This window comes from Bacillus cereus group sp. RP37, assembly GCF_040459695.1.
Lineage (GTDB): Bacteria > Bacillota > Bacilli > Bacillales > Bacillaceae_G > Bacillus_A.
Genome location: NZ_JARVHP010000001.1, coordinates 2,843,744 through 2,865,618, shown reverse-complemented (window position 1 = coordinate 2,865,618; position 21,875 = coordinate 2,843,744). Strand labels below are relative to the sequence as shown.

Here is a 21,875-nt window from a genome sequence, read left to right as displayed (position 1 = left end):
TAAGTTTATAGTATGCTTCATGATTGCTCCTTTATTAACATGATATTTTTTACTGAATTTTAGCAAATAGTAAATGGAATTAAAATAAAATAATCTTTCGAAAGCGAGGTTTTGAAAATGGAAGATAACATAAAGTTTTTAGGTGATGATGGAATGTTAGGGGTGGAGTTTAAGGAAAGAACGATTCGTGTTTATAACACAGAAGGACATGAGATGGAATTACTCTCAACAAAAGAACAGGTTCAAGAGGCTATCGATTTTCTTGAAGAATGTAAAATGGAAATGAAGTAAAAGTTCAATAGAGTAGATCGAACGGAGGGAGACCGTATCATATAAATAAAAAGGGAATTCCAGATAAGGAAATGAGCATTATGTACGATTGTAGATTTACTTACGTTGGAAAGCTCAAGAAGAAGTGGGTACGTGAAGGGAAATGGGAAGGCACAACTGATATGAGAGAAATAAAAAAAGGCTAGGATTTCTCCTAGCACTCAACATAAGCCCTATGGAAAGTAAGCTTTGTGCAAATCGGGTATTTGCAAGTTCATTATATAACGTTTATTGGGTAGATAGGTTGAAACAAAGTAATTTTTACGTAGGTTTTACATTAGCTTGAAGTTTTTGATAAAGACCAAATTTGAATTTTTATGAAAAAAGGGGAATGGATATGGACAAAAAAATCACTTTTAAAGCTAAGAAGGATATTTATTGAGAGGACTGGGAGCATTTAAGGTTAGTTTTTTCAAGAGGAAATGTGTATCCAGGTACTCTTCATAAAGATGGAAGTGTAACAGCAGAACCCCCTTACTATGAAGGGGGTTCCGATTATATAGATATAGATTCTATAGAAATAATTTAAACCAAAGCGTTATTTTATTATAGATAAATAGATGACTCAGCAATTTTGCAAGATGAGTCACCTAGTACTATCGAACTAAATAATGTTCTTTTTCTATATGTAGTTATGTTGAGTTCCTAGAGGCTAGCCCCAAAAACAGTTAAAGGACAAAGAAAATCATTTTAGAGAGTTTTAGATCTTATTATGTTAATGCAACGACAGCAAGAGTTAAGCCCAATGTATTTAATGGACTAGAATATGGTCCTACATTAACAGTAAGTGTACTTGGTAGACCTGGAGGTGTAGTGAAAATTGCGGGTGCTGATACAGAAGTAAATCCTGCAGTATATCCTAGAGAAGTACCTGAGCCAGTGATTGAATTATTATTAAGATACATGGTGATACCTGCCGCATTTCCTCCTGGTTGAATTATAACTTGCACTTCATAGATTGCCAAATAGGTTCTTCCACCTTCGAGTAAAACAGTTGTTGGTGGTGCGAATGAGATTGCTGTACCATTAGAATTTACCACGGTATCTAGTGGAATCGCAGAATTTACAGAAACTATTGCTGGGGTAGTTTGAACAACATTTAAACTGTTAGCCGTGGGGGATGGACAAGAACAAGGTTTGTGAATTTTAGAATTGTTATCATTTTGGTAATTCACAAATAATCATACTCCTTTATGTAAGATAATTTTTTATCCTATAAAACGTAACTTTTTGTGTATCTATGTTATTTTTAACAAGTTTGTGAAAATTAGCTGAAAAGTGTCGGTCAGTCAATTCTTAAAAGTATTTAATACTTAGGGGTTTCAAAAGGCATCCGATAAATATATATGAATGTTTTTTCAAGAACATTACTGTAAGTTAGGAAGTGCAATAAAATAGTTATTTAATAATAAAATCGTGTACAAAAAATGTACACGATTTTATAAAAATTATGTCTTGCGTGCTCATTTCAATCTATGTTTATTGTATGTAAAACGTGATGTCATACATTGCAATACATTAAAAGAGCACTCTTAAAAGTGCTCTCTAACCAAAACTAATATTGAAAAAGAATACCGCATTATATTTTATGTATGTTCTTAATACATGTGCATTTAAAAAAACTCTTTCTTTTGCACAACAAAGCAGCTGGTTAATAAAACTAACTGCTTGTTGTACAAAAGAAACGCTGCGCTTACAGCAATAGTTTGTAACTTTAAGTTACAAAAATAGTATGGACACGGTTAAAAATGTTATTCAGTAATGAAAGGAAACAAAATAAAAAAGAGCACCATATATAAGTGCTCTTTATAATAGGAGGTAACACTTTGAGCTGGATGTTTAGGTTAAAAATATATGACATAGAAAAGAAATAAGACCTAAAATTTATTTTTAACTAAATACAAAAGAGCAGCTAGCATAGGCTAACTGCTTTAAGAACATTACATCCACGAATTTAAGGAGTATAAATATTTCGTGAGTTTTGTATAGTATGGACGAAAATATCAAGTTTATGTAATGAAAATTAAAATAGAGCAGTCATTTGCATTAACTGCTCTAATCTTAAAGAAATATTAACTGAAATGTCTTAGAGGTTTCTGTATTTAAAGTATGTATCAAAATTTAAAGTATATTTAGTGTATTAAAAAAGGGGTCTTCGAAAAATTTCTTTTCTCGGAGTAAATAATCAATGATATTATTTGAGGTTTAAAGAAATTTTATTGGAAATTGGTCAAAAAAGTATACAGATTTCATATGAAATTTTTGAAATAAAAAAGAGCACCATTATATGGTACTCTTCTGTGAATCAGTACACCATTCATATATTGTTAATGTTTGTGAGTCATGAACAATTAAATGGTTTGAAAAGTAAGGATTCAAGATAATGTATGTAAGATGAGTATAAGTTGTTACAAAAAAATAAAAAAGAGCACCATTCTTGGTACTCTTCTATGAATCAGTACACCATTCATATATTGTTAATGTTTGTGAGTCATGAACAATTAAATGGTTCGAAAAGTAAGGATTCAAAATAATGTATGTAAGATGAGTATAAATTGTTACAAAAAAATAAAATTAGTCAGCAAAAGCAAAATAATTAGCTCTTAATGGAAAAAAATGCTTTATTAGAAACTCATGATACAAATAACTAGGCTGTGAGGATTAAACTTTTTCAAAAAATTTCATTTGATATTACTCTAGAATGGAATTTTTGAACTGATAAATTAATATGTCTTTTCGTTTATTGATATAATAAACACGTTGATAGGAGTAATAATGTATTCCTTTAAAAATATGCGTTTTTATTAGGAAATTAATCTAAGCATTAGATAAATAGATGCGTATACTTATATTATGTGAGTTGTGAAAGTAATTAAACTGAATTTTTATAGTTTAATTATTAGTAACTATTTTTATTCTAAGAAAAATGAATATTTAAAAATATTCAACGCTATTACAATTGAGTGTTTCTTAGTATAAGAGTATTCTCTCAAAATTATTAAATAAGGAGGAAATAAATGAAACATAATGATTGTTTTGATCATAATAACTGCAATCCGATTGTTTTTTCAGCAGATTGTTGTAAAAATCCACAGTCAGTTCCTATTACTAGGGAACAATTAAATCAATTAATTGCTTTACTAAATTCATTAGTATCAGCTATTTCAGCATTTTTTGCAAATCCAAGTAATGCAAACAGATTAGCGTTACTCGATTTATTTAATCAATTTTTAACTTTCTTAAATTCCTTATTACCTTCCCCAGAAGTTAATTTTTTGAAACAATTAACTCAAAGTATTATAGTTTTATTACAATCTCCAGCACCTAATTTAGGACAATTGTCAACATTATTGCAACAATTTTATAGCGCCCTTGCACAATTCTTCTTCGCTTTAGATCTTATCCCTATATCCTGCAACTCAAATGTTGATTCTGCAACTTTACAACTTCTTTTTAATTTATTAATTCAATTAATCAATGCTACGCCAGGGGCGACAGGTCCAACAGGCCCAACAGGTCCAACGGGCCCAGCAGGAACCGGAGCAGGTCCAACGGGAGCAACGGGTCCAACGGGAGCAACGGGTCCAACAGGTCCAACGGGAGCAACAGGTCCAGCAGGTACTGGTGGAGCAACAGGAGCAACAGGCCCAACGGGAGCAACAGGAACAACAGGAGCAACAGGTCTAACTGGTGCAACAGGAGCGACAGGTCCAACAGGAGCGACAGGTCCAACAGGAGCGACAGGCCCAACAGGAGCGACAGGTCCAACAGGAGCAACAGGTCTAACAGGAGCAACAGGTCTAACAGGAGCTGGAGCGGTTATTCCGTTTGCATCAGGAACACCAGTAGGATTAGCTACTGTTTTAGGTGGATTAGCAAACACAGGAGCACTTCTTGGATTTGGAAGTTCATTCTTCCCTGTAATTATCCCACCTGGTGGCCCAATTACTATAGGTCCTGTACCTCCAGTATTTGACTTCGCATTTGTAGCTCCTCGCGCAGGTACAATTACTTCGTTAGCAGGATTCTTTAGTGTAACTGTGGCGGTTGCTGTGGCATTAGGAAGCATACAAATTCAAATGCAGTTGTACAGCGCACCAGCAGCAAGTAATACTTTCACTCCAGTGGGTACACCGTTACTATTAACACCAGCATTTAGTGGTCTAATTGCTATCGGTGCTACTTCAAGTGGTATTGTCGCAGAAGCAATTGGGGTAGCTCCACAAGATAAGATATTACTTGTTGTTTCATCAACTACACCTGGTTTTGATATAGCTACTGCTATTACAGGCTTTGCAAGTGCAGGTATAACATTCGTATAATCACTTGTAAGTTTTGTAGTTGAAAATTTTGATATAAGAAAAGAGATTGTCAAAAAAGTATCCACAGATTAACTTTTGAAGACAGTCTCTTTTCTTTAATTGTTTTTATACTTTATGCCAGGTGAAAACCATTAAATATGCTTAGAGAATCTGGTGAGATTTTGTTTAGTTAAATGATCACTGCTAGTAAATTACATAATAATAGACGTAAAAAAATAAAGGTTTATAGCCGATTGTAGATTACGAACTAATTTCATACTCATATAAAGGTACATATCTAAAATATTTAAAGTTTTAGCCTTATATATGTAAGGATTGAGACGTGGGAGGATTATATTTGGACCAATTATCATTTTTCAAGCATATAGAGGAGAAAGAAATCCGCCCTTTCGTGATAGAAGAGTTGCGGAAATACAGAGTGTTACGTGTTAGATTCCAAAATCAGCAAGAAAGAACGGAATTGGGAGCAGAGTTGCTGTTTCCTGAGTTAAAGCAAGTGGACAAACATGAGTTGAAGTATAGACAGTTAAAACGAGCTTTTGAGGAAGCTCTCGATGAGGATGAACAAAGGATTCTTGAAATGAAGTATATGAGCATTAAAGAATTGAATGATGATTATATTTATACTGTTCTTGGTATGAAACGAGGAAAGTTTTATAGAAAAAGAAAATCTGGAATCGTTAATTTGGCTACAGCATTAGGTATGATATAAAAAAATAGAACTTTTGGGGCACTGTTTTGGGCACTAAAACGGGTACCTTTTTACATTGAAATCGACGGTATGATATTCCTACGATTAATTGTTCTTTGAAAGAAGAATAGTGTGGGGATAACGTATCTATGCGCTCATAAACTATAATCATAGCCCCTTTATCAAAACGTTACCGGAGAACGGGCAAGGGCGGTAAGAATCCGCAAAAAGGACGAAAAGACCAACTGAATTTATATATTCAGCCACGGTACATAAATGCCGTGGCTTTTATGTTTCTTATTGAGTTTAGTATACCTTTGCTAAGTTCAAAGGTGACATAAAAAATGTTTGAAATTTGCTCTTGACTTCTTCCTCGCAAGTGGTTTCAATTGATGAAACTAAACCAAAGGAGGAATAGATATGGTTAATCGATTCAATAAGTATCTTAATCCGCAAGAACATCCAGTCAATGAAATGAATGTGAACTGGAATGCAATTTGGAAGGTATCTCCTGCTGTTCAATGTGTACAAGTTTATAACAAGCGTTGCAAATTTTGTGGTGGAATTTGTGATCAAATGAGAGATTGGGTGAAAAAACCAAAAGGGGATGGAAACGGTCAGGTGTTTTATGGAGCACCAGTTGCCTTGCATGAGTGTCGGGACTGTTATGTGAAACAAGAATTATGTAAGTGAGAGTATGAAAGCATCCAAATGGATGCTTTTTCATTTTACGCAAAACAAACTCGAACGCGAGGTGGCAGGTGAAATGTAGATGGCGAGACAGCGTAGTCCGAATCGTGATAAAGCATTTGGCTTATTTACACAAAATATAAGATATGGGTAAGTGATGGGGGATTTTTACTATAAAATAATGAGCGAATAATAATGTTAATCCAATGAACCCATTGGCTACTAGGTTAATACGATGTAACGGGAAGGAGATGGAAAAATGAATAATGGTCATTATGAATACGAAAATTCTTTTCACCCGTATTATCCAAACGAGTCTTATCGTTTTGTAATGGACAACAGAAATATAGATATGAGTAGAGGGATAAGGCCACAACAATGGCAACACCAGCAACAACACCAGCAACACCAGCAACAACAACCACAACAGCAACAACAGCAACAACCACAACAACAATCGCAACAATATAAGTGCAAATGTGATGGAAAAGAAGCTCTTTGTGTTTCAATTCCAGTTCCAATTACAGTTGTTCTTTTGGGAACGAAACTCCAAGTTGAATTACCGTGTATTAGAATAACTTCCGAAGAAGATATTAAACCAATATTGAAAAAGTTGATAAAGTCTCTTGGCGGTTTACTTGGCGGTTCAGGTAGCACTTCGTCTTAAAAATACAAATTTACTTATTTATTCGGATAATACTAGTGTTCGTTTAAGCGAAGCAAAGTAGACTAGAATGGCAATAAGCAACTTTTGTGTGATTTGAACTATAACTATACACTTTTGCAAGGTTATGGTTCTTTTTAATTGTGGCAAAATAACGCCTCTTATTAAAACTTTCGGCCAACTCATGAGTAAAGTGACAGCGTTATTGATTTTAAAAAATAAAAAATCGCCTTATTAAAGGCGATTTATAATTTATTCATTTTGCATTCTTTTGATAATACATAAATATTTTTAAAAATTAAATGCAATGTTCTACATTAACGTGTTTCTGGATCTTTGTCTTTTTTTCTAAGACCAAATAATCCTAGTAGTCCCAATAAACCAAGCCAAGTCCAATTATTATTTTTATTACGATTATCATTTAAATCATTTGTCGTATTTACATTTCGAGTTCTTACATCATTATTAACTCTATTCATGTCATAGTCATTAACTCTATTCGTGTTATAGTCATTAACTCGAGTTGTACTATTATTATTGTTAACTCTATTCGTATTATATCCATCGTATTCAGCATGGACGCCTGTACCAAAAAACGTAATAGTTAGTAATAGGGCACCTAAAATAGATGAAAGTTTTTTCTTCATGGTTCTCCCTCCTTTCGTATTTAGTAATGTCTCCAGTTCTTTTAGACAATATTCGGTTGAAAATATATAAAACCATTTGAATTCAAATTATGATAAAAATCTTTAATTTTTATTATTAAAAGTACTTAATAATAATGGATTAAGTTAATTAAAATGTATTTATTCTTTATAAGCATAAATTTTTGGTAACGGTACATTCTATGAGAGGTGATTACTATATTTAGGTAAGGTGTTCCTTATGAGTTATAAGAACTTATTTTCTTTAATCCAGAACATGGTTAGGAAAATTTTTTCTATAGTAAGTATTGTTGCTAAAAGTCTAATTTCTTTAAGGAGGAATAATTTTATGGGTATTTTAAGTGGAAATCCACAAAATGAACCAATGCATTATGGAGAAGTCTTTGGGATTTGGAGTTATCTTGCAGCGGCACAAGGTACAATTGCTGGATATCAAGTTCTTATTAACCACACAGGAGACGAGGATTTAAAGAAATTTTTAGAGAACCTTGTAGAGAATGATATCCAAGCAGAAGTTGAAGAATTAAAAAATATCTTAAAATTGAATGGTGTTGCATTACCACCAGCACCTCCAGAGAGACCAGTTGCATCTATTGAAACGATTCCTCCTGGTGCTCGTATTAATGATGCAGAAATTGCCGCAAAAGTTTCTATGGATCTTGCTGCTGGGTTAGTAGCATGTAGTCAAGCTATGGGACAATCTCTTCGAGAAGATGTTGGAATGATGTTTGGTCAATTTCATATGAAAAAAGCACAAGCTGGAGTTATATTACTTCGTCTGAATAAGAAAAAAGGTTGGATTATTCCGCCTCCATTACATGTTCTACAATCAGATCAAGCATAATTACTAAAAGAAAATCCAATCTATTTACCGTGGTTTTTAAAGCGAAGTAATCTAGGAAATTGAAGATTATTAGCGAATTAAAATAAGTGGCAGATTCGTGACCGCTTTTTGGCAATAAGTGTGCCGGTTGTTTTGGAATCAAAGTAATATATTTGTATTGTGAGAATTGGTGGAAAAGAGAAAAAAGCATCTATTCAGTAGGTGCTTTTTCTTTTGTGCAAAACAAACGAACACAACGAATGAAAAAAGCAAGAATCAAATGATTCCTGCTTGGTGGAGAGCTCGGATTAATTCCGCAATAGCTAAAGTGAATCCGGTAAGATCGAATTCTTGTTCTGAAATCCTAGTTCCATTTTCTAATTCTGTCTTTTTGAATTTCATTTTCATACCCCCCTTCTAAAAAGGTAGGCGCACTCGATGTAGGAGTTTTGGTCTACATGGGTATATACAAACTAGAAGGAGGTTCTCCACGAAAACTGAACAAAAACAGATGGATTTTTTTAAAATAAGATTTTTTTCATAAAAAAGTATGAAACTTTTCAAAAGTAGCTATTTTTATTTTGTATAATAAATCTAAGGCGAATTGAAAGAGGATGTTGATGTGAAGAAAATAAAACGCGGTACTGAACCTTATTTTAAAACGTTAGGTGAACGAGATAAGAAAAGCTATATAGTTGTTGGACATAAAGATGGAATTGAACACCCTCTTGGTAAAGGGTTCAAAACGTTAAAGCAAGCAAGGATGTTCAACGATAAATACGCTCATGATAATCCAAAATGGCTAAATGAAAATGGAGATATAAGCGAATTTAATGTGAAAGATAAAAGAGAAAACGCTAAGAATCGTTGGCACGGAAATGCAACCGAAACAGCTTATAGTAAATATACCGATTTTAAAGATTGGAACAAATAAAAGTAGCGAATCCGCTGCTTTTTTATTTTACATAGAAAAAGGAACCGTAATAGGCTCCTTAATTCGATTCAAAAGTTGTGTAGTTTTTCTTGATGATATCTTTTATGTTGATAATTAAGGATATAAGAAATCCAGTAGCTAGGATACCGTTTACCCAGTAATATGTATTCCCTGATGTAAATTTATTATAAAAGGAATTGACATTATAAAATACTAGGAGAGCTGAAAAGATAGTGGAGATTACTAACATACCAAAACTTTTCATTGTGTTCACCTCGATTCAAAATGTTAGAACTTATTTACAATTTTACATTTAAATAAATAGATTTAAAAGAAGAGGAATAAAAAAAGAACCTGCAAACATGCAGATTCTCCTGATAATGATTTATGGAGCAAGACCCGAAAATATAATACAATAATTCGAAAATGAGTTCAAGTAAATAAAAAGAACCCGCTAGAGTTCGGGTCCTGTCACAAGTGATGATGTATTCTCGGCTCGGGAACTGAGAAAAACACAAAAATATAATACATCGAGTTTTAGAGAATTTCAAGAATAAATTAGGAATTATCATAGGGAGGAGTTGGACAAATGAAACTAACTAAACAAGAACAAGCGGTTGCAATAGGTACATTCATTTCAATGTTAGGACAAGATCTTGTAAATGAGCGTATCGATAAACAGAAGTTAGAAAACGCAATTCCAATCTTTAATGAGTTGGAAGATAACACAACACCAAAGCAAAAGAGAGAAGCAATGATTAGTTTGCTTGGTAAAACGGTAGATGAATTCTTAAAACAATAGGCATAAAAAAGGAAAAGCAACTCGCTTGGGAGGCGAATTACTTCTCCAGATGGCAATGTTAATTTTATTATAGCAACTTGGACATATTTGTGAATTGATATTTTGAATTTTCCGTGAAATAATTCAGGGATTACCGCGAGGTGGTGAATATGGCTAGGCAACGTAGCCCAGATCGTGACAAAGCATTTGAAATATATAAAGCAAGTAAAGGAGAGAAGCCATTAATTGATATTGCAGCTGAGTTAAACCTCAAACCTTCGCAAATCAGAAAGTGGAAATCACAAGATAAATGGGACGAACAATTAAAAGGTAACGTTACTATTGCGAAAAGGAGCGTTACCAATGTTAAAAATCCCAAGACAAAAGCCAAGTTAAAAAAGATGCTAGATGATGAAGAGCTGACAGAACAAGAACGGCTCTTTTGTTTGTATTACATGAAGTATTTTAATGGTACGCAAGCTGCACTGAAAGCTGGCTATGCAAAGAGTAGCGCGCATGTTACGAGTAGCCGGTTACTGAGAAGAGAACGTGTAGCATCGTACATTCGAGAGATTAAAGGTGAAATGGTTGAGAATATATTTGTAGAAGCGATGGATGTATTGAATGAGTATATCAAAATTGCTTTTGCTGATATTACAAATTACGTAACCTTTGGTCAAAAAGATGTAGAAGTTATGGGGCCGTTTGGGCCTGTAAAGGATGAAGATGGAAAGCCAGTCATGAGAACCATTAGTTATGTTGATTTTAATGAATCAGATATGGTTGATGGCTCTATCATTGCGGAAGTGAAAAAAGGCAAAGAAGGCATTTCTATCAAGCTTGCTGACAAGATGAGAGCACTTGATAAACTAGCGATGTACTTCGATTTAGTGCCTGATAACTTCAAGCGAAAAATTGAAGAAGAACGTCACAAGATGCATATGGAAGTACAGAAAGCGAACATAAAGAAAGCTAATGCTGAAATTGCAAATTTAACTGGTGATGAAGATGATGATAATGCAGAAGCAATTCAAGATTTCTTACAAGCAACTGCTCCTGATCCAGAAAAGATGAAAGAAGTATTTGGTGATGCAGATGGCGAGGATTAAAAAGCGGAAAACCAAATCATTTAAGTTCCAGCCGTTTTCAAATAAACAATTACAATTATTGTGGTGGTGGCGAGATGGTTCGCCATATGAGAATCATGACATCGTTATTGCAGATGGAGCAATTCGTTCTGGTAAAACAATTTCGATGATCTGTAGTTTCTTGCAATGGTCACAAGAAAAGTTTAAAGGTGAGTCATTTATCATTGCTGGTAAATCAATTGGCTCATTAAAACGTAACGTAATCAACCCTATGATACAAATACTTACCGCATGGGGTTGGCGATATGATTACAACCGTTCTGAAAACTATCTGCAAATTGGGTGGAATACGTACTACTTGTTTGGAGCTAATAAGGAGAATTCGCAGGATACGTTACAAGGTTTAACTGCTGCTGGCTCATTTGCTGATGAAGCTGCACTATTTCCTAAATTATTTATAGATCAAATGATTGGGCGGTGTTCTGTTGATGGCGCAAAGATATTTATGAACTGTAATCCTGGTTCGCCATATCACTTTGTAAAAACAGAGCTTATCGATAAGAAAAAAGAGAAGTTAGTTTGTCATTTAAAATTCACAATGGACGATAATTTATCTCTTTCTGAGAAAGTAAAAGACCGCTTTAAACGTATGTTTAGTGGTGTGTTCTATCAACGCTATATATTAGGTTTATGGGTAATGGCGGAAGGTTTAATATATAGTATGTTTAATGAAGATGAACATGTTGTACCGTCGCATCCAAGAAAATACGAACAGTACTATATATCCTGCGATTACGGTACACAAAACCCTATGGCTTTTGGTTTATGGGGCTTATGTGGTGGTATTTGGTATAAGGTGAAAGAGTACCATCATGACGCTCGTAAGAAGAATTTACAAAAGTCAGATGAACAATATTATGATGATTTAGTTGAGTTTGCAAATGGTCTAACCAAGCGTATTATCGTGGACCCTTCGGCAAGCTCATTTATTATTTTACTGAAACAAAAAGGCTGGAAAGTGAAAAAGGCGAAGAACGATGTATTAGATGGAATACGTAATGTAGCGACTGCATTGACAACTGAATTAATTAAATTCTGCGATTGTTGTAAAGAAACGCTGCGTGAGTTCTCTTCTTATGTATGGGATGAGAAGGCAATGGAGCGCGGTGAAGACAAACCGATTAAGCAGAATGACCATCAAATGGATAGTGATCGTTACTTTGTGAATACCGTAATTATGTCTAATAACAAAGCAAGAGCTGTTAAGTCAATCTATTAAGGAGGTGAGACGATGTTTGAACACTACATTCCGTTACTGGATGAAAATAATGGGGAGCCTACACCCAAGCTGCTCAAAAAGATTATTGATGAATTTGAACCGTTAAAAAAACGAATGATTAATAGGTATGAACGATACAAAGCAAGTGAAAAAGGCGTACCTATCTTTACTCGTGAGTTTAAAGGTGATGGAAATAAGGATAAGGTAAATAATAAGCTAAACAATGACTTCTTTTCTGAAATTATCGATACGAAGATTGGTTATATGTTTGGATTACCTATTTCATATAGCTTAGATCATGAAGATGGAGAAGTGTTAAAACGAATCCAGGACTTCTTAAAAGCGAATCATACTGAAGATGCTGATGCGGAAACAGGTAAGTTTGCTTCTATTTGTGGATATGGGGCGAGACTGCTTTACCATGATAAAGATGGTGAAGAAAAGGTTATGAATATCAAACCTTATGAAGCTATCTTTCTTACGAATTTAAGCATTGCAGAGCCTAAATACGCTATCCGCTGCTACTCAATTAAAGTAATTGATGGTGACGATTTTAAAGATGGATACAAGGTGGAGTTTTATAACGAAACTCATATCATTGAGTACACTGGTGAAGATTTAGATAAGCTGCAAGAAACAAATCGAATCACTAATTTATACAAAGGTGTACCACTTATCGGATTTCCAAACAATGAAGAATTGCAGGGGGATGTTGATAAAGCTATTGCGCTTATTGAAGGGTACGACAGAGCACTTTCTGATGTGAACAGTGAAATTGAGCAGTTCCGCTTGGCTTATATGATTTTTAAAGGTGTTGATATAGATGATGATACTATCGGGAAGTTAAAACAAACTGGAGCTCTTGATGTAGGTGAGAATGGCGAGGCTTCATTTTTAACTAAGGATCTTAATGACAACATCTTGGAACACCATCTAGATAGATTAGAAAAGAATATATGCCGTTTTACAAAGCATGTTAATCTTTCTGATGAATCATTCGGTGGTAACCTCACGGGGGTTGCTATTCGTTATAAGCTACTAGCATTAGAAACGAAATCAGGAACGTTAGAAATGAAGTTTACCAAGTCATTGCGACAACAATTCAAGTTACTATTCGACGCTTGGAATTTACGTTCAAACAAAGCTGAGCTTGATTATCTTTGCATGACATTCCAATTCACTCGTAATCTTCCAGCCAACTTATCTGATGAAGCTGACGTTCAGTCTAAACTACAAGGTTTAATAAGCGAAGAAACACGATTATCTATGTTATCTGTTGTTCCTGATCCAAAGGCAGAATTACAAAAGATGAAGGAAGAAGAGGTTGATTCTATCGATTTAGACACTGTACATAAAGGCGGTGAAAACGATGGAATGGAACAAGAAGCAGAAACACCTCCAAAAGATAGAGGACGAACTGGAAAAGGCGATTCTCTACCTGTATAAAGATGCTTTAGAAGAAGTCAGGGGAATACTGGCATTTTATTATGCAAAATATGCGGTGAATGAGCAGTTAAGTATGCAGGAAATGCGTCGATTCAATCGATATAAAAACATGCAAAGCGAACTGCAGAAAGTTATTAATGAAATAACATATGAGAAAAAGAAAACTCTCAATGAAATGCTCTCTAACCAGTATGGAGAGTCTTTTTATTATACGAGTTATCTCATCGAGAAAGAAGTCGGCGTGGATCTTTCGTATGGTCTTCTTGACCCGAACGTCATTAAGCGCGCGGTACAAATGCCAATCGATAAAATGACACTCAATCAAAGGTTAAGTACACATCGAGTACAGATAATTAGCCGAATACGTAAAGAATTATCCATCGGCCTTAGAAAAGGTGAAGGATATGCAACAATGGCCAATCGTATTAAACCAATACTTGATGGTGATGCAAAGAAAGCACAAATGGTTGCTTGGACAGAAAGTGCTAGGGTACAAAACTTAGGTACTTATGACAGTGCCTCTCATGCTTTTGATGAAGGTGTAGCGATGGAGAAGATTTGGATTTCTACATTAGATAAACGTACACGACCTACTCACCAAGCAGCAGATCATCAGAAAGTACCGTTTAAAGGGTTGTTTAAAGTAGGTGGTTATAGCTGTGAATACCCGCATGACAGTAATTTACCTGCTAAAGAAGTCGTTCGTTGCCGCTGCACATTCATTACTGCAGTAGCAGATGTCAGTCCATTCATTGAGAGAAGGGCTAGAAACCCGACAACAGGCAGGAATGAAGTGATTGGTTCAGTTAGTTACAAAGAGTGGAAAGACTCTCTTGAATAATAAAAACACTTGAGGGCTTATAGATTACGAACTATATAGGGCGTATTCATAGGAACTCAAAGGAGGAAAAAATGATGAGACAATATTTAGTTAAAGATTTGCCAGTAAAGTTTGTTAAAGAAACAATAAAAGCGCCATTACGCTTGAAAGGTATGCAGTTCTTCTCTGACCCTAATACACCACCAGCAGAAGATACACCACCGACTGAACAAACGCCACCTGCAGATGATAAAGAGGAAGCGCCAATTGATGGACAGAAAGAGCCGAAATTAGATGATGCAACAAAAACATTTATCGAGAAAATGGTGCAATCAGCAGAAGATAGAGTTCGTTCAAAATATTCGAAAGAACTTAATGCAACCAAGAAAGAACTAGAGAACTACAAAACCGCTTCTATGACAGCTCAAGAAAAGGCTGAGTATGAGATGAAGCAACTTCAGGAACAGCTAGAAGAGCGAGAAAGAATACTTCATCAGAAAGAAATGCAAAGTGCGGCAGCAGATGGATTATCAGCGATTGGATTAGACCTTAAATTTGTAGATTTTGTTATCGGTTCAGATGTAGAGGATACAAAATCTAGAGTATCAAAATTTAATGATTTGTTCTCTTCGGCGTTAGAAGCAAAAGTAGTCGAAAGATTTAAAGCTGCGGGCCGAGAAATTCATGTTAGTGGCGGAACTGGGACTGGATTTACAAGAGAACAAGTAAATTCAATGAATCAGGATGAAATAAATGCAAACTGGGCACAAATTCAGAAAGATATGCGCAGTTGGGGTAAGTAATAATAGAAAAGTTAAGTAGTATAGTTAAAAAAATTATAAAACGAACAAACGAGATTGCTATTTTAGTGATCTCTTTTGTTATGGAAAAACATTAAGGAGGAATTAATATATGTCAGTAGCAACTTTTATTCCAACAATTTGGGAAGCTCGTTTAATGGCGAATTTCCACAAGCGTTCAATCGCGGATTTAATCACAACAAAACCAGCAAAAATTGAAGGTAACAAAATTATTTTTAACCGTGTCGGTGCAGTGAATGTAAAAGACTACTCAGGTTCTGTTGAATGGGATGATACAAATCCATCTAAAGTAGAAATCAATATGGATCAGAAGAAGTACTTTGCGTTCAAAGTAGATGATGTAGACGCTGTACAAGCAGCAGGAGACTTAATTGACCCACATACACAAGAAGCTGGGTCAGTGCTTCAGGAAACGGTAGATACATTTATATTAGGCCTTTACACAGGTGCTCATAAAGACAATGTAATCGGTACTGATGCTGCAGCAATCGAATTATCACCTAAAAACACATACGACTATATTGTTGACCTGAATACAAAATTAAACATGAAGAAAGTACCTAAAACTGAGCGTTTCACAATCATTAACTCTCAAATTCTCGGATTACTATCTAAAGATGACCGTTTCACAAAACAACCTGTCATTTTAGAGAATGGTGTTGTAGAAGGACAAGTGATTAACGGTTCACAAATCGTTGTATCAGAAGAGACTCACAATACATCTGGTAAATATAAAATTCTTGCTCTTCATAAGTCAGGTATTGGCCATGGTAAACAGTTAAATGAAACAGAAGCGCAACGCCTTCAAAATTCATTTGCAGATGGCGTTCGTGGTCTTATGGTTTATGGTGGTGGTGTACTTCGCCCAGAATCATTAGCAGTACTTACAGCTTCAATTGCACCAACTACACCATCAACAGGAGGAGGGGCTTAAGCCTTTCCTCTTTTCTTTTGAAAGGAGAGATAATATGCCTTGGTTTTTAAATACAGACACAGATGTCACATGGGAAGTAACGGATGCAGATCATGTAAAACGTTGTAAGAATGACCCTGTATATGAAGAAGTAGACGAACCGAAACAAGAAACGGTTAAGAAGAAAAGACAAACACCTGCAAAGTCGAGTGAGTAAATGGATATGAAAGCAGAAATTCTAAAACGTGTAAAACTACAAGTACCTAATATAAGTGATGAAAAATTATTAATAAGTATTGAAGATACAATGTTTATGGTCGCTGAATACACGAATAGAACTATTCCTGAATTCCCTCCTGCTTATCCTGGTATCATCGCAAAGATGGTAGTTTACGAGTATAAGGAGCAGGAAAGAGAAGGTAAGAAAAGTGAATCATTAGGGAACTACTCTGTTACTTATGACGAAATAGGAGATTACCCAGCAAGTATTACAAAAGGGCTGAAAGTGAGGCTGCGTGTCTTATGATTCAATCCATGATTCGTAAGTTTGGTAAAGATGCTTCACTACTTCGTAATGCTGGTTCTGATGATGGCCCATATCCAACGGACGAATGGAAAGAGATTAAAGCTGTAACAGGTGTATTGGATGCTATACAAGGAACAAAGGACGCTCGCAATAAGAAGGTAGAAGAGAAGAGTACACATTTCTTTTACTGCTTACCATTCGATGTAACTATTCAAGATAGATTAGTAATTGATAAAAAGGTATACAGCGTTACTTATCCAGGTGATCCAATGAATGCAGGAAGATTCCTTCAAATAGAATTGGAGATGTTGCCATATGAGCCTGAAATTCCAATCAAATAGAGCTGCTGTTATGGCAAGGCATTTAGCTGCAAAGAAAGCGGCTCATACTGCTGTAGGTCAATTTGTGTCCTCTAAAGCTAAATTACTTGCTGCTGTAGACACTGGCAATCTAAGAAGAAGCATTAGTTCCAAAGCAGAGCAAGAAAAGGTTGTTATTGGTACATCTTCTGATTACGGCATTTACGTTGAGAAAGGCACAGGAATCTATGCAGTTGATGGGGACGGTCGTAAAAGTCCTTGGATGTATCGCGATCCCAAAACAGGGAAGATGGTTAAAACGCAAGGACAACACGCACAACCATTCCTTAGACCAGCGGCAGAGAATAATAAACCACAAATTACACAAGTTGGCACACGAACTTATTCGTCATTAATGAGGTAGATACCATGAATGACCTTATCAACATATTGCACGGTGAATTGAAACGAATTCACAAAGAATCGTATTATGAGAGTGCTAGAACAACGGCTGTAATGCCTTATCTGGTGTATACAGTGAGCGATGATAAAGAACCATGGGGGCGGAAGAATATCATGCTTACAATTGATATTTACGGTACTTCTGCTCATATAGCAAAGATTGACAAGTTAATTACTGATTTAGAGAATAATCTTCATAGAAAAAGATTAAACAGCGCTGAATTTGGTGCTGCTATTTCTTATCTTTCGAGTCAGAAAGTACCGGATCCAGACCCGAATATTAGACGTAAAGAAGTACGCTTCATTTTACGAACTTATTTTAAACAATAGAAAGGATTGAGTATATGGCAGCTCCACAACCAAAACCAGAAAATGTCCTCTTCGGAGATTGGGGTGCATTCTTTTTTAATTACGGGGAAAAAGATGAACTACCAGTAGGGGCTACACAAGGTGGTGGTTCGTTTAAGTATGAGCCAGAGTTTAAAGAAATTGAATATGATGGTTCTCCAGGTGACACTATGGGGATGAAACGTATTACAAAATCAAAAACTCAAATCAGTTTTAAAACGCTTGAATTCCTTGATAAAGATAAAATTAAAAACTTTATTGCTGGATTAAAAGTATCAGAAGAGACTGTTACAAAAGATGGGAAAGCAATTAAGTACGACGTGATTGAAGCTACAGAACGTCTAACAAAAGAGAGTTATTTAAAAAATGTGGCATGGGTAGGCGAAACATTAGGTGGCGATATCGCTGAGATTATCGTATATAACGCGTTATCTGACGGTTCTTTAGAAATGGGGTTTGAAAATGAAAGTGAAGTAGTTCCAGAGGTTACATTCACTGGACACCGTGACCCAGACAATATTCGAAAAGTACCATGGAAGATGCGAATTTTAACTGCAACAGAAGCGGCTAAATTTATTGGAGAGTAGGGAATAATCCCTACTCTTTTTATTTTAAGGAGGAATCAATATGACTATTTCTATTCAAGAAAAAGAATACAAAGTGAGACAAATTCATGGCGGAGATTTATTTTCCGTAGTTCGCATTTTAAAGAAATCGAAATTTAAGGTCGATATTAACTTACTAAAAGATTTAATGATGGGTGTACGAAATAAAGAAGGTGCAACGCAAGCGGATGTATTAGCTGCACAAGAAACGTTCGGTTATGACATCATCATGAAGTTTATCTTCGGATTAGAAGAAGCGGAGCAAGAATTCTTTGAATTTGTAGCTGGACTGTTTGTTCATGAAAATGAAAATGGTAAAAAAACATCTCCAGACTGGGAAACGATTCGAACTTTAAATCTAGAAGAGTTAGTTCGATTATTTATTACAATCAAGGATTCAGAAGTGGGATTGGTTAAGCTTTTTTCCAATGCGGTGAACTTGATGAAATAGACTTCATCGATACGTTAGCTTCTCGCTATCCAAATATGGAGTACATAAGGAGTTTGGATGCAGAGATAGTTATTAATTTGTATCTCACCGTAAAGAAAAAAGAAATGGACCGCATGCTATGGGAGGAATGGTGTGCCCTACAACCGTACTGCGATGAAACATTTCCTCAATTTAAACATAAGCGCGAAAATCCAACGCAAGAACAGGTAAAACAATACAACAATTCAATCGAACAAACATCGAAACAGAAACTCACAAAAGAAGAAGTGTTTGCTCGAGTTGCGAAAATCCGCGGAAAGGCGGGTGAATAAATGGAACTATTTCGTATGTTTGGTTCAATATTCTTGCGTGATGATGAATTACGAGGTGGATTGAACCGAGCAGAACAGCACGGTCAACGAACTACAGGGATTTTAAATAGAGGTTTTAGTAGCGTAGGTAGAATGGCTGGTTCAATGGGGGCAGCTGTCGGGACTTCCGCTATAGCTATTGGTGGTATGGCAGGTATGGCATTAGGGGCAGGAGCCGCACTTGTTGGTATTGTTTCCGCAGGTGCTAACTTTGAACAAATCATGTCAAAAGTAGCAGCTGTTTCCGGTGCTTCCGGAAGTGAAATGAAGCAATTGGAAGCTCAAGCTAAAGAATTAGGTGCAACAACTCAATTCTCCGCTACACAAGCTGGGGAAGGGATGATGTACCTTGCGCAAGCTGGTTTTAAAACTGGCGATATTATGAAAGCAATGCCTGGCATGTTAGATTTAGCCGCGGCAGGTGCACTTGATTTAGGTACAGCAGCAGATATAGCGTCTAATATCATGAGTGGTTTTGGATTGTCAGCTGATAAAGCGACCCATACAGCAGATGTATTAGCGTTGGCTGCTTCTAACTCAAATACAAATGTAACACAAATGGGCGAAGCGATGAAATATGCTGCTGGAACAGCCCATACTGTCGGTTTCAGTATGGAAGAAACATCAGCGGCAATTATGGCGATGGCAAATAGTGGTTTGCAAGGATCAGTTGCAGGACAAGCTTTCGCTACATCTTTAGGGCGTTTAGCTAAACCGACAAAAGAAATGCGAAAAGTTATGGATCAGTTGAATTTATCTTTCTTTGATCAGCAAGGTAAGATTAAACCTTTACCAACGATTATAAAAGAATTAGAAGATAAAACAGGTAGTATGACAAACCAACAAAAATCAGCTACATTAACAACGTTATTTGGTGCAGAAGCATATAAAAACTGGGCAGCTTTAATGCAAGAAGGTAGCGAGAAATTAGAGAAAAATACAAAAGCATTAGAAAAAGCTGATGGTGCAGCTGCGAAAATGGCTAAAACTATGAATGACAATCTAAAAGGAAAGTGGATTGAATTCACATCTGCGCTAGAAGGTTTAGCTATAACGATTTTTACACTTATCGCTCCTGCATTAGCTGCTATTGTCCTTGGATTAACTCAGGTGGTCCGGTGGGTTGACGGTACAATTAAAAGATTTGTAGATTTAAACAATTATATAGGTAATATCCAGTTAATAACCAAAGCAATTCAAGATTTTTGGCTCGCGGCTTCTGGTGATAGAAATGCCATGGTTGAGGGATATGACATTCTTACTAAACTTGGTTTCTCTGCTAATTCAATTCAGTTTATACAAGAAACTACAGCCGCAGTGCAATATGGGGTAGAAACTATGAAAGCCCTCGTATCTGGTGATTTGGGAGCTGCTAGTAATTTCTTGGATAAGTTAGGTTTTTCGCCTGAGAAAAAGGCTGACATTATTATGTTTGTTCAGGATGTGCATGCCCAATTAAGTAACTTTATAGAAAATGTACAAAACTTAATCTCAGCTGCTGCTCCTGTAATTATGGGAATAATCGGCGCTACTTGGGAATTTATTAAAGGTGTATTTAACACGATAGCTCCTTATTTAATGCCTTTGCTGACGGATGTCCTTAACTTTGTGAACGGAATAATTTCTCAAATTGCTGCATTTTGGAAAGAAAACGGAGATCAAATTGTACAAGCTGTAAAAAATGCCTTTTCAATCATTCAATCTATTATAGCTTTTGTAATGCCAGCTGTAATGATGATTGTAAAAAGTGCATGGGACGCTATAAAAGATATTATTCAGGGTGCCGTTAATCTCATTATGGGAATTATCAAGTTTTTTGCATCTGTTTTAACTGGTGATTTTTCTGGAATGTGGGCAGGGATAAAACAAATTTTTAGTGGCGCAATCCAATTAATCTGGGGGCTTATCCAGTTTTCGTTTGTTAAACAAATTTTCGGTGCAGTAAAAGGGCTTGCATCTTCTTTTGGTTCTACGATTAGTAGCATGTGGTCTACTGTCGTTGGATATTTCAAGACATTTATCAAGGAACCAATAGCTTCTGTAGTTCGTATGGCAATCGATATAGGTGAAGCTGCTATGAAAATTAAAGATAAACTGATTAATCCTATTAAAGAGGCTTGGAGTGGGATTATGGGTTGGATTGATAAAATACGAAACGGAATTGCTAATATGTTTAGCGGTATTCATATTCCTGTCCCTAAGATTAGTGTGAAAGGTTCATTAAACCCTGTTAATTGGGCGAGTGAAGGTCTGCCATCATTCGATGTTAAATGGGCTGCGAACGGAGCGTTAATTAAACCAGGTAACCCTACATTAATTGGCGTGGGCGATGCCCATGGGTACGATGAAACAGTGTTGCCCCTCCGTAAACAAACATTCGATGCGATTGCCAATGGAATAATGGGATCATTACCATTAGCACAACAAGTAGGAGCGCGACAATATGCATCACAAGGTCCAACTATTTTGCAAGTTAATTTAAACGGACGAGAAATAGCTAGAGAGATTTACCAAGATGTTAATGAGTTTCAAGAACAAGAAAAAGAAAGACGTAAAGTATTTTAGGT

Annotated in this window: 28 protein-coding genes; 24 read left to right on the top strand and 4 right to left on the bottom strand. The window is 35.7% G+C overall.

What is annotated here, in order from left to right:
- Positions 1-117: 117 nt before the first annotated feature.
- Positions 118-291, top strand: coding sequence for a hypothetical protein (locus QCI44_RS15300; RefSeq protein ID WP_353811283.1), 174 nt, complete (start codon positions 118-120; stop codon positions 289-291).
- Positions 292-1,040: 749 nt separating this feature from the next.
- Here QCI44_RS15300 and QCI44_RS15295 read toward each other — a convergent pair.
- The gene (locus QCI44_RS15295) at positions 1,041-1,505 is read right to left on the bottom strand and encodes a hypothetical protein (protein ID WP_353811282.1); all 465 of its coding nucleotides are present in this window, start codon (positions 1,503-1,505) and stop codon (positions 1,041-1,043) included.
- Positions 1,506-3,347: 1,842 nt separating this feature from the next.
- Here QCI44_RS15295 and QCI44_RS15290 point away from each other — a divergent pair.
- The 5 genes from QCI44_RS15290 to QCI44_RS15270 all read left to right on the top strand — a co-directional run bounded on the left by QCI44_RS15290 (position 3,348) and on the right by QCI44_RS15270 (position 6,700).
- Positions 3,348-4,652 (top strand): exosporium glycoprotein BclB-related protein, encoded by a 1,305-nt coding sequence (locus QCI44_RS15290; protein WP_353811281.1) that lies wholly within the window; start codon positions 3,348-3,350, stop codon positions 4,650-4,652.
- Positions 4,653-4,989: 337 nt separating this feature from the next.
- Positions 4,990-5,364 carry an ArpU family phage packaging/lysis transcriptional regulator gene (locus QCI44_RS15285; protein WP_353811280.1) on the top strand — a complete coding sequence of 125 codons (375 nt, stop codon included), beginning with the start codon at positions 4,990-4,992 and terminating at the stop codon, positions 5,362-5,364.
- 399 nt (positions 5,365-5,763) lie between these two features.
- On the top strand, positions 5,764-6,036 hold the full coding sequence (locus tag QCI44_RS15280) for a hypothetical protein (RefSeq protein WP_353811279.1): 273 nt from the start codon (positions 5,764-5,766) through the stop codon (positions 6,034-6,036).
- A 79-nt stretch (positions 6,037-6,115) separates the two neighbouring features.
- Positions 6,116-6,187 carry a phage terminase small subunit-related protein gene (locus tag QCI44_RS15275; RefSeq protein ID WP_353811529.1) on the top strand — a complete coding sequence of 24 codons (72 nt, stop codon included), beginning with the start codon at positions 6,116-6,118 and terminating at the stop codon, positions 6,185-6,187.
- A gap of 105 nt (positions 6,188-6,292) precedes the next feature.
- The gene (locus QCI44_RS15270; RefSeq protein WP_353811278.1) at positions 6,293-6,700 is read left to right on the top strand and encodes a hypothetical protein; all 408 of its coding nucleotides are present in this window, start codon (positions 6,293-6,295) and stop codon (positions 6,698-6,700) included.
- A 314-nt stretch (positions 6,701-7,014) separates the two neighbouring features.
- Here the strand turns inward: QCI44_RS15270 and QCI44_RS15265 are convergent, their stop codons facing one another.
- Positions 7,015-7,344 carry a WGxxGxxG family protein gene (locus QCI44_RS15265; protein ID WP_353811277.1) on the bottom strand — a complete coding sequence of 110 codons (330 nt, stop codon included), beginning with the start codon at positions 7,342-7,344 and terminating at the stop codon, positions 7,015-7,017.
- 346 nt (positions 7,345-7,690) lie between these two features.
- Between QCI44_RS15265 and QCI44_RS15260 the strand changes: the two genes are divergently transcribed.
- Positions 7,691-8,206 carry a DUF3231 family protein gene (locus QCI44_RS15260; RefSeq protein WP_353811276.1) on the top strand — a complete coding sequence of 172 codons (516 nt, stop codon included), beginning with the start codon at positions 7,691-7,693 and terminating at the stop codon, positions 8,204-8,206.
- Between the two features lie 255 nt (positions 8,207-8,461).
- Here QCI44_RS15260 and QCI44_RS15255 read toward each other — a convergent pair whose 3' ends face one another.
- Positions 8,462-8,587: a hypothetical protein gene (locus QCI44_RS15255; protein ID WP_353811275.1), complete on the bottom strand. Its 126-nt coding sequence runs from the start codon at positions 8,585-8,587 to the stop codon at positions 8,462-8,464.
- Positions 8,588-8,807: 220 nt separating this feature from the next.
- Here QCI44_RS15255 and QCI44_RS15250 point away from each other — a divergent pair, with 220 nt between their 5' ends.
- Positions 8,808-9,119: a hypothetical protein gene (locus QCI44_RS15250; RefSeq protein WP_353811274.1), complete on the top strand. Its 312-nt coding sequence runs from the start codon at positions 8,808-8,810 to the stop codon at positions 9,117-9,119.
- 58 nt (positions 9,120-9,177) lie between these two features.
- On the opposite strand, the gene QCI44_RS15245 is transcribed toward QCI44_RS15250, so the two are convergent.
- Positions 9,178-9,384: a hypothetical protein gene (locus QCI44_RS15245; protein ID WP_353811273.1), complete on the bottom strand. Its 207-nt coding sequence runs from the start codon at positions 9,382-9,384 to the stop codon at positions 9,178-9,180.
- Positions 9,385-9,708: 324 nt separating this feature from the next.
- On the opposite strand from QCI44_RS15245, the gene QCI44_RS15240 reads away from it, so the two are divergent.
- The 16 genes from QCI44_RS15240 to QCI44_RS15165 all read left to right on the top strand — a co-directional run bounded on the left by QCI44_RS15240 (position 9,709) and on the right by QCI44_RS15165 (position 21,873).
- Positions 9,709-9,921: a hypothetical protein gene (locus QCI44_RS15240; RefSeq protein WP_000778969.1), complete on the top strand. Its 213-nt coding sequence runs from the start codon at positions 9,709-9,711 to the stop codon at positions 9,919-9,921.
- A 149-nt stretch (positions 9,922-10,070) separates the two neighbouring features.
- Complete coding sequence (locus QCI44_RS15235) at positions 10,071-11,009, top strand: terminase small subunit (RefSeq protein WP_098348121.1); 939 nt, start codon at positions 10,071-10,073, stop codon at positions 11,007-11,009.
- Positions 10,996-12,267, top strand: coding sequence for a PBSX family phage terminase large subunit (locus tag QCI44_RS15230; protein WP_353811272.1), 1,272 nt, complete (start codon positions 10,996-10,998; stop codon positions 12,265-12,267). The genes QCI44_RS15235 and QCI44_RS15230 overlap by 14 nt, the downstream gene beginning before the upstream one ends.
- A 12-nt stretch (positions 12,268-12,279) precedes the next feature.
- A complete protein-coding gene (locus QCI44_RS15225; protein WP_353811271.1) occupies positions 12,280-13,713 on the top strand; it encodes a phage portal protein in 1,434 nt (477 codons plus the stop codon).
- A gap of 73 nt (positions 13,714-13,786) precedes the next feature.
- Positions 13,787-14,554: a phage minor head protein gene (locus QCI44_RS15220; RefSeq protein WP_353811528.1), complete on the top strand. Its 768-nt coding sequence runs from the start codon at positions 13,787-13,789 to the stop codon at positions 14,552-14,554.
- Between the two features lie 71 nt (positions 14,555-14,625).
- Positions 14,626-15,336 (top strand): DUF4355 domain-containing protein, encoded by a 711-nt coding sequence (locus tag QCI44_RS15215; RefSeq protein WP_483299559.1) that lies wholly within the window; start codon positions 14,626-14,628, stop codon positions 15,334-15,336.
- Between the two features lie 109 nt (positions 15,337-15,445).
- Positions 15,446-16,288 (top strand): hypothetical protein, encoded by an 843-nt coding sequence (locus tag QCI44_RS15210; RefSeq protein WP_353811269.1) that lies wholly within the window; start codon positions 15,446-15,448, stop codon positions 16,286-16,288.
- Positions 16,289-16,322: 34 nt separating this feature from the next.
- Positions 16,323-16,484, top strand: a complete 162-nt coding sequence (locus tag QCI44_RS15205; protein ID WP_176536121.1) for a hypothetical protein — start codon at positions 16,323-16,325, stop codon at positions 16,482-16,484.
- Complete coding sequence (locus QCI44_RS15200) at positions 16,485-16,793, top strand: head-tail connector protein (protein ID WP_353811268.1); 309 nt, start codon at positions 16,485-16,487, stop codon at positions 16,791-16,793.
- Positions 16,790-17,134, top strand: a complete 345-nt coding sequence (locus tag QCI44_RS15195; RefSeq protein ID WP_353811267.1) for a head-tail adaptor protein — start codon at positions 16,790-16,792, stop codon at positions 17,132-17,134. Before QCI44_RS15200 ends, QCI44_RS15195 begins: the two co-directional genes overlap by 4 nt.
- Positions 17,109-17,516, top strand: a complete 408-nt coding sequence (locus tag QCI44_RS15190; protein WP_353811266.1) for an HK97-gp10 family putative phage morphogenesis protein — start codon at positions 17,109-17,111, stop codon at positions 17,514-17,516. The genes QCI44_RS15195 and QCI44_RS15190 overlap by 26 nt, the downstream gene beginning before the upstream one ends.
- Positions 17,517-17,521: 5 nt before the next feature.
- On the top strand, positions 17,522-17,884 hold the full coding sequence (locus tag QCI44_RS15185) for a hypothetical protein (protein ID WP_353811265.1): 363 nt from the start codon (positions 17,522-17,524) through the stop codon (positions 17,882-17,884).
- A gap of 14 nt (positions 17,885-17,898) precedes the next feature.
- The gene (locus QCI44_RS15180; protein ID WP_353811264.1) at positions 17,899-18,489 is read left to right on the top strand and encodes a hypothetical protein; all 591 of its coding nucleotides are present in this window, start codon (positions 17,899-17,901) and stop codon (positions 18,487-18,489) included.
- A gap of 40 nt (positions 18,490-18,529) precedes the next feature.
- Positions 18,530-18,958, top strand: a complete 429-nt coding sequence (locus QCI44_RS15175) for a hypothetical protein (protein WP_353811263.1) — start codon at positions 18,530-18,532, stop codon at positions 18,956-18,958.
- A 53-nt stretch (positions 18,959-19,011) separates the two neighbouring features.
- Positions 19,012-19,269, top strand: a complete 258-nt coding sequence (locus QCI44_RS15170) for a hypothetical protein (protein ID WP_353811262.1) — start codon at positions 19,012-19,014, stop codon at positions 19,267-19,269.
- Entirely contained in the window at positions 19,270-21,873 is a 2,604-nt protein-coding gene (locus QCI44_RS15165) for a phage tail tape measure protein (protein WP_353811261.1), read from the top strand.
- The last annotated feature ends 2 nt before the right edge of the window (positions 21,874-21,875 follow it).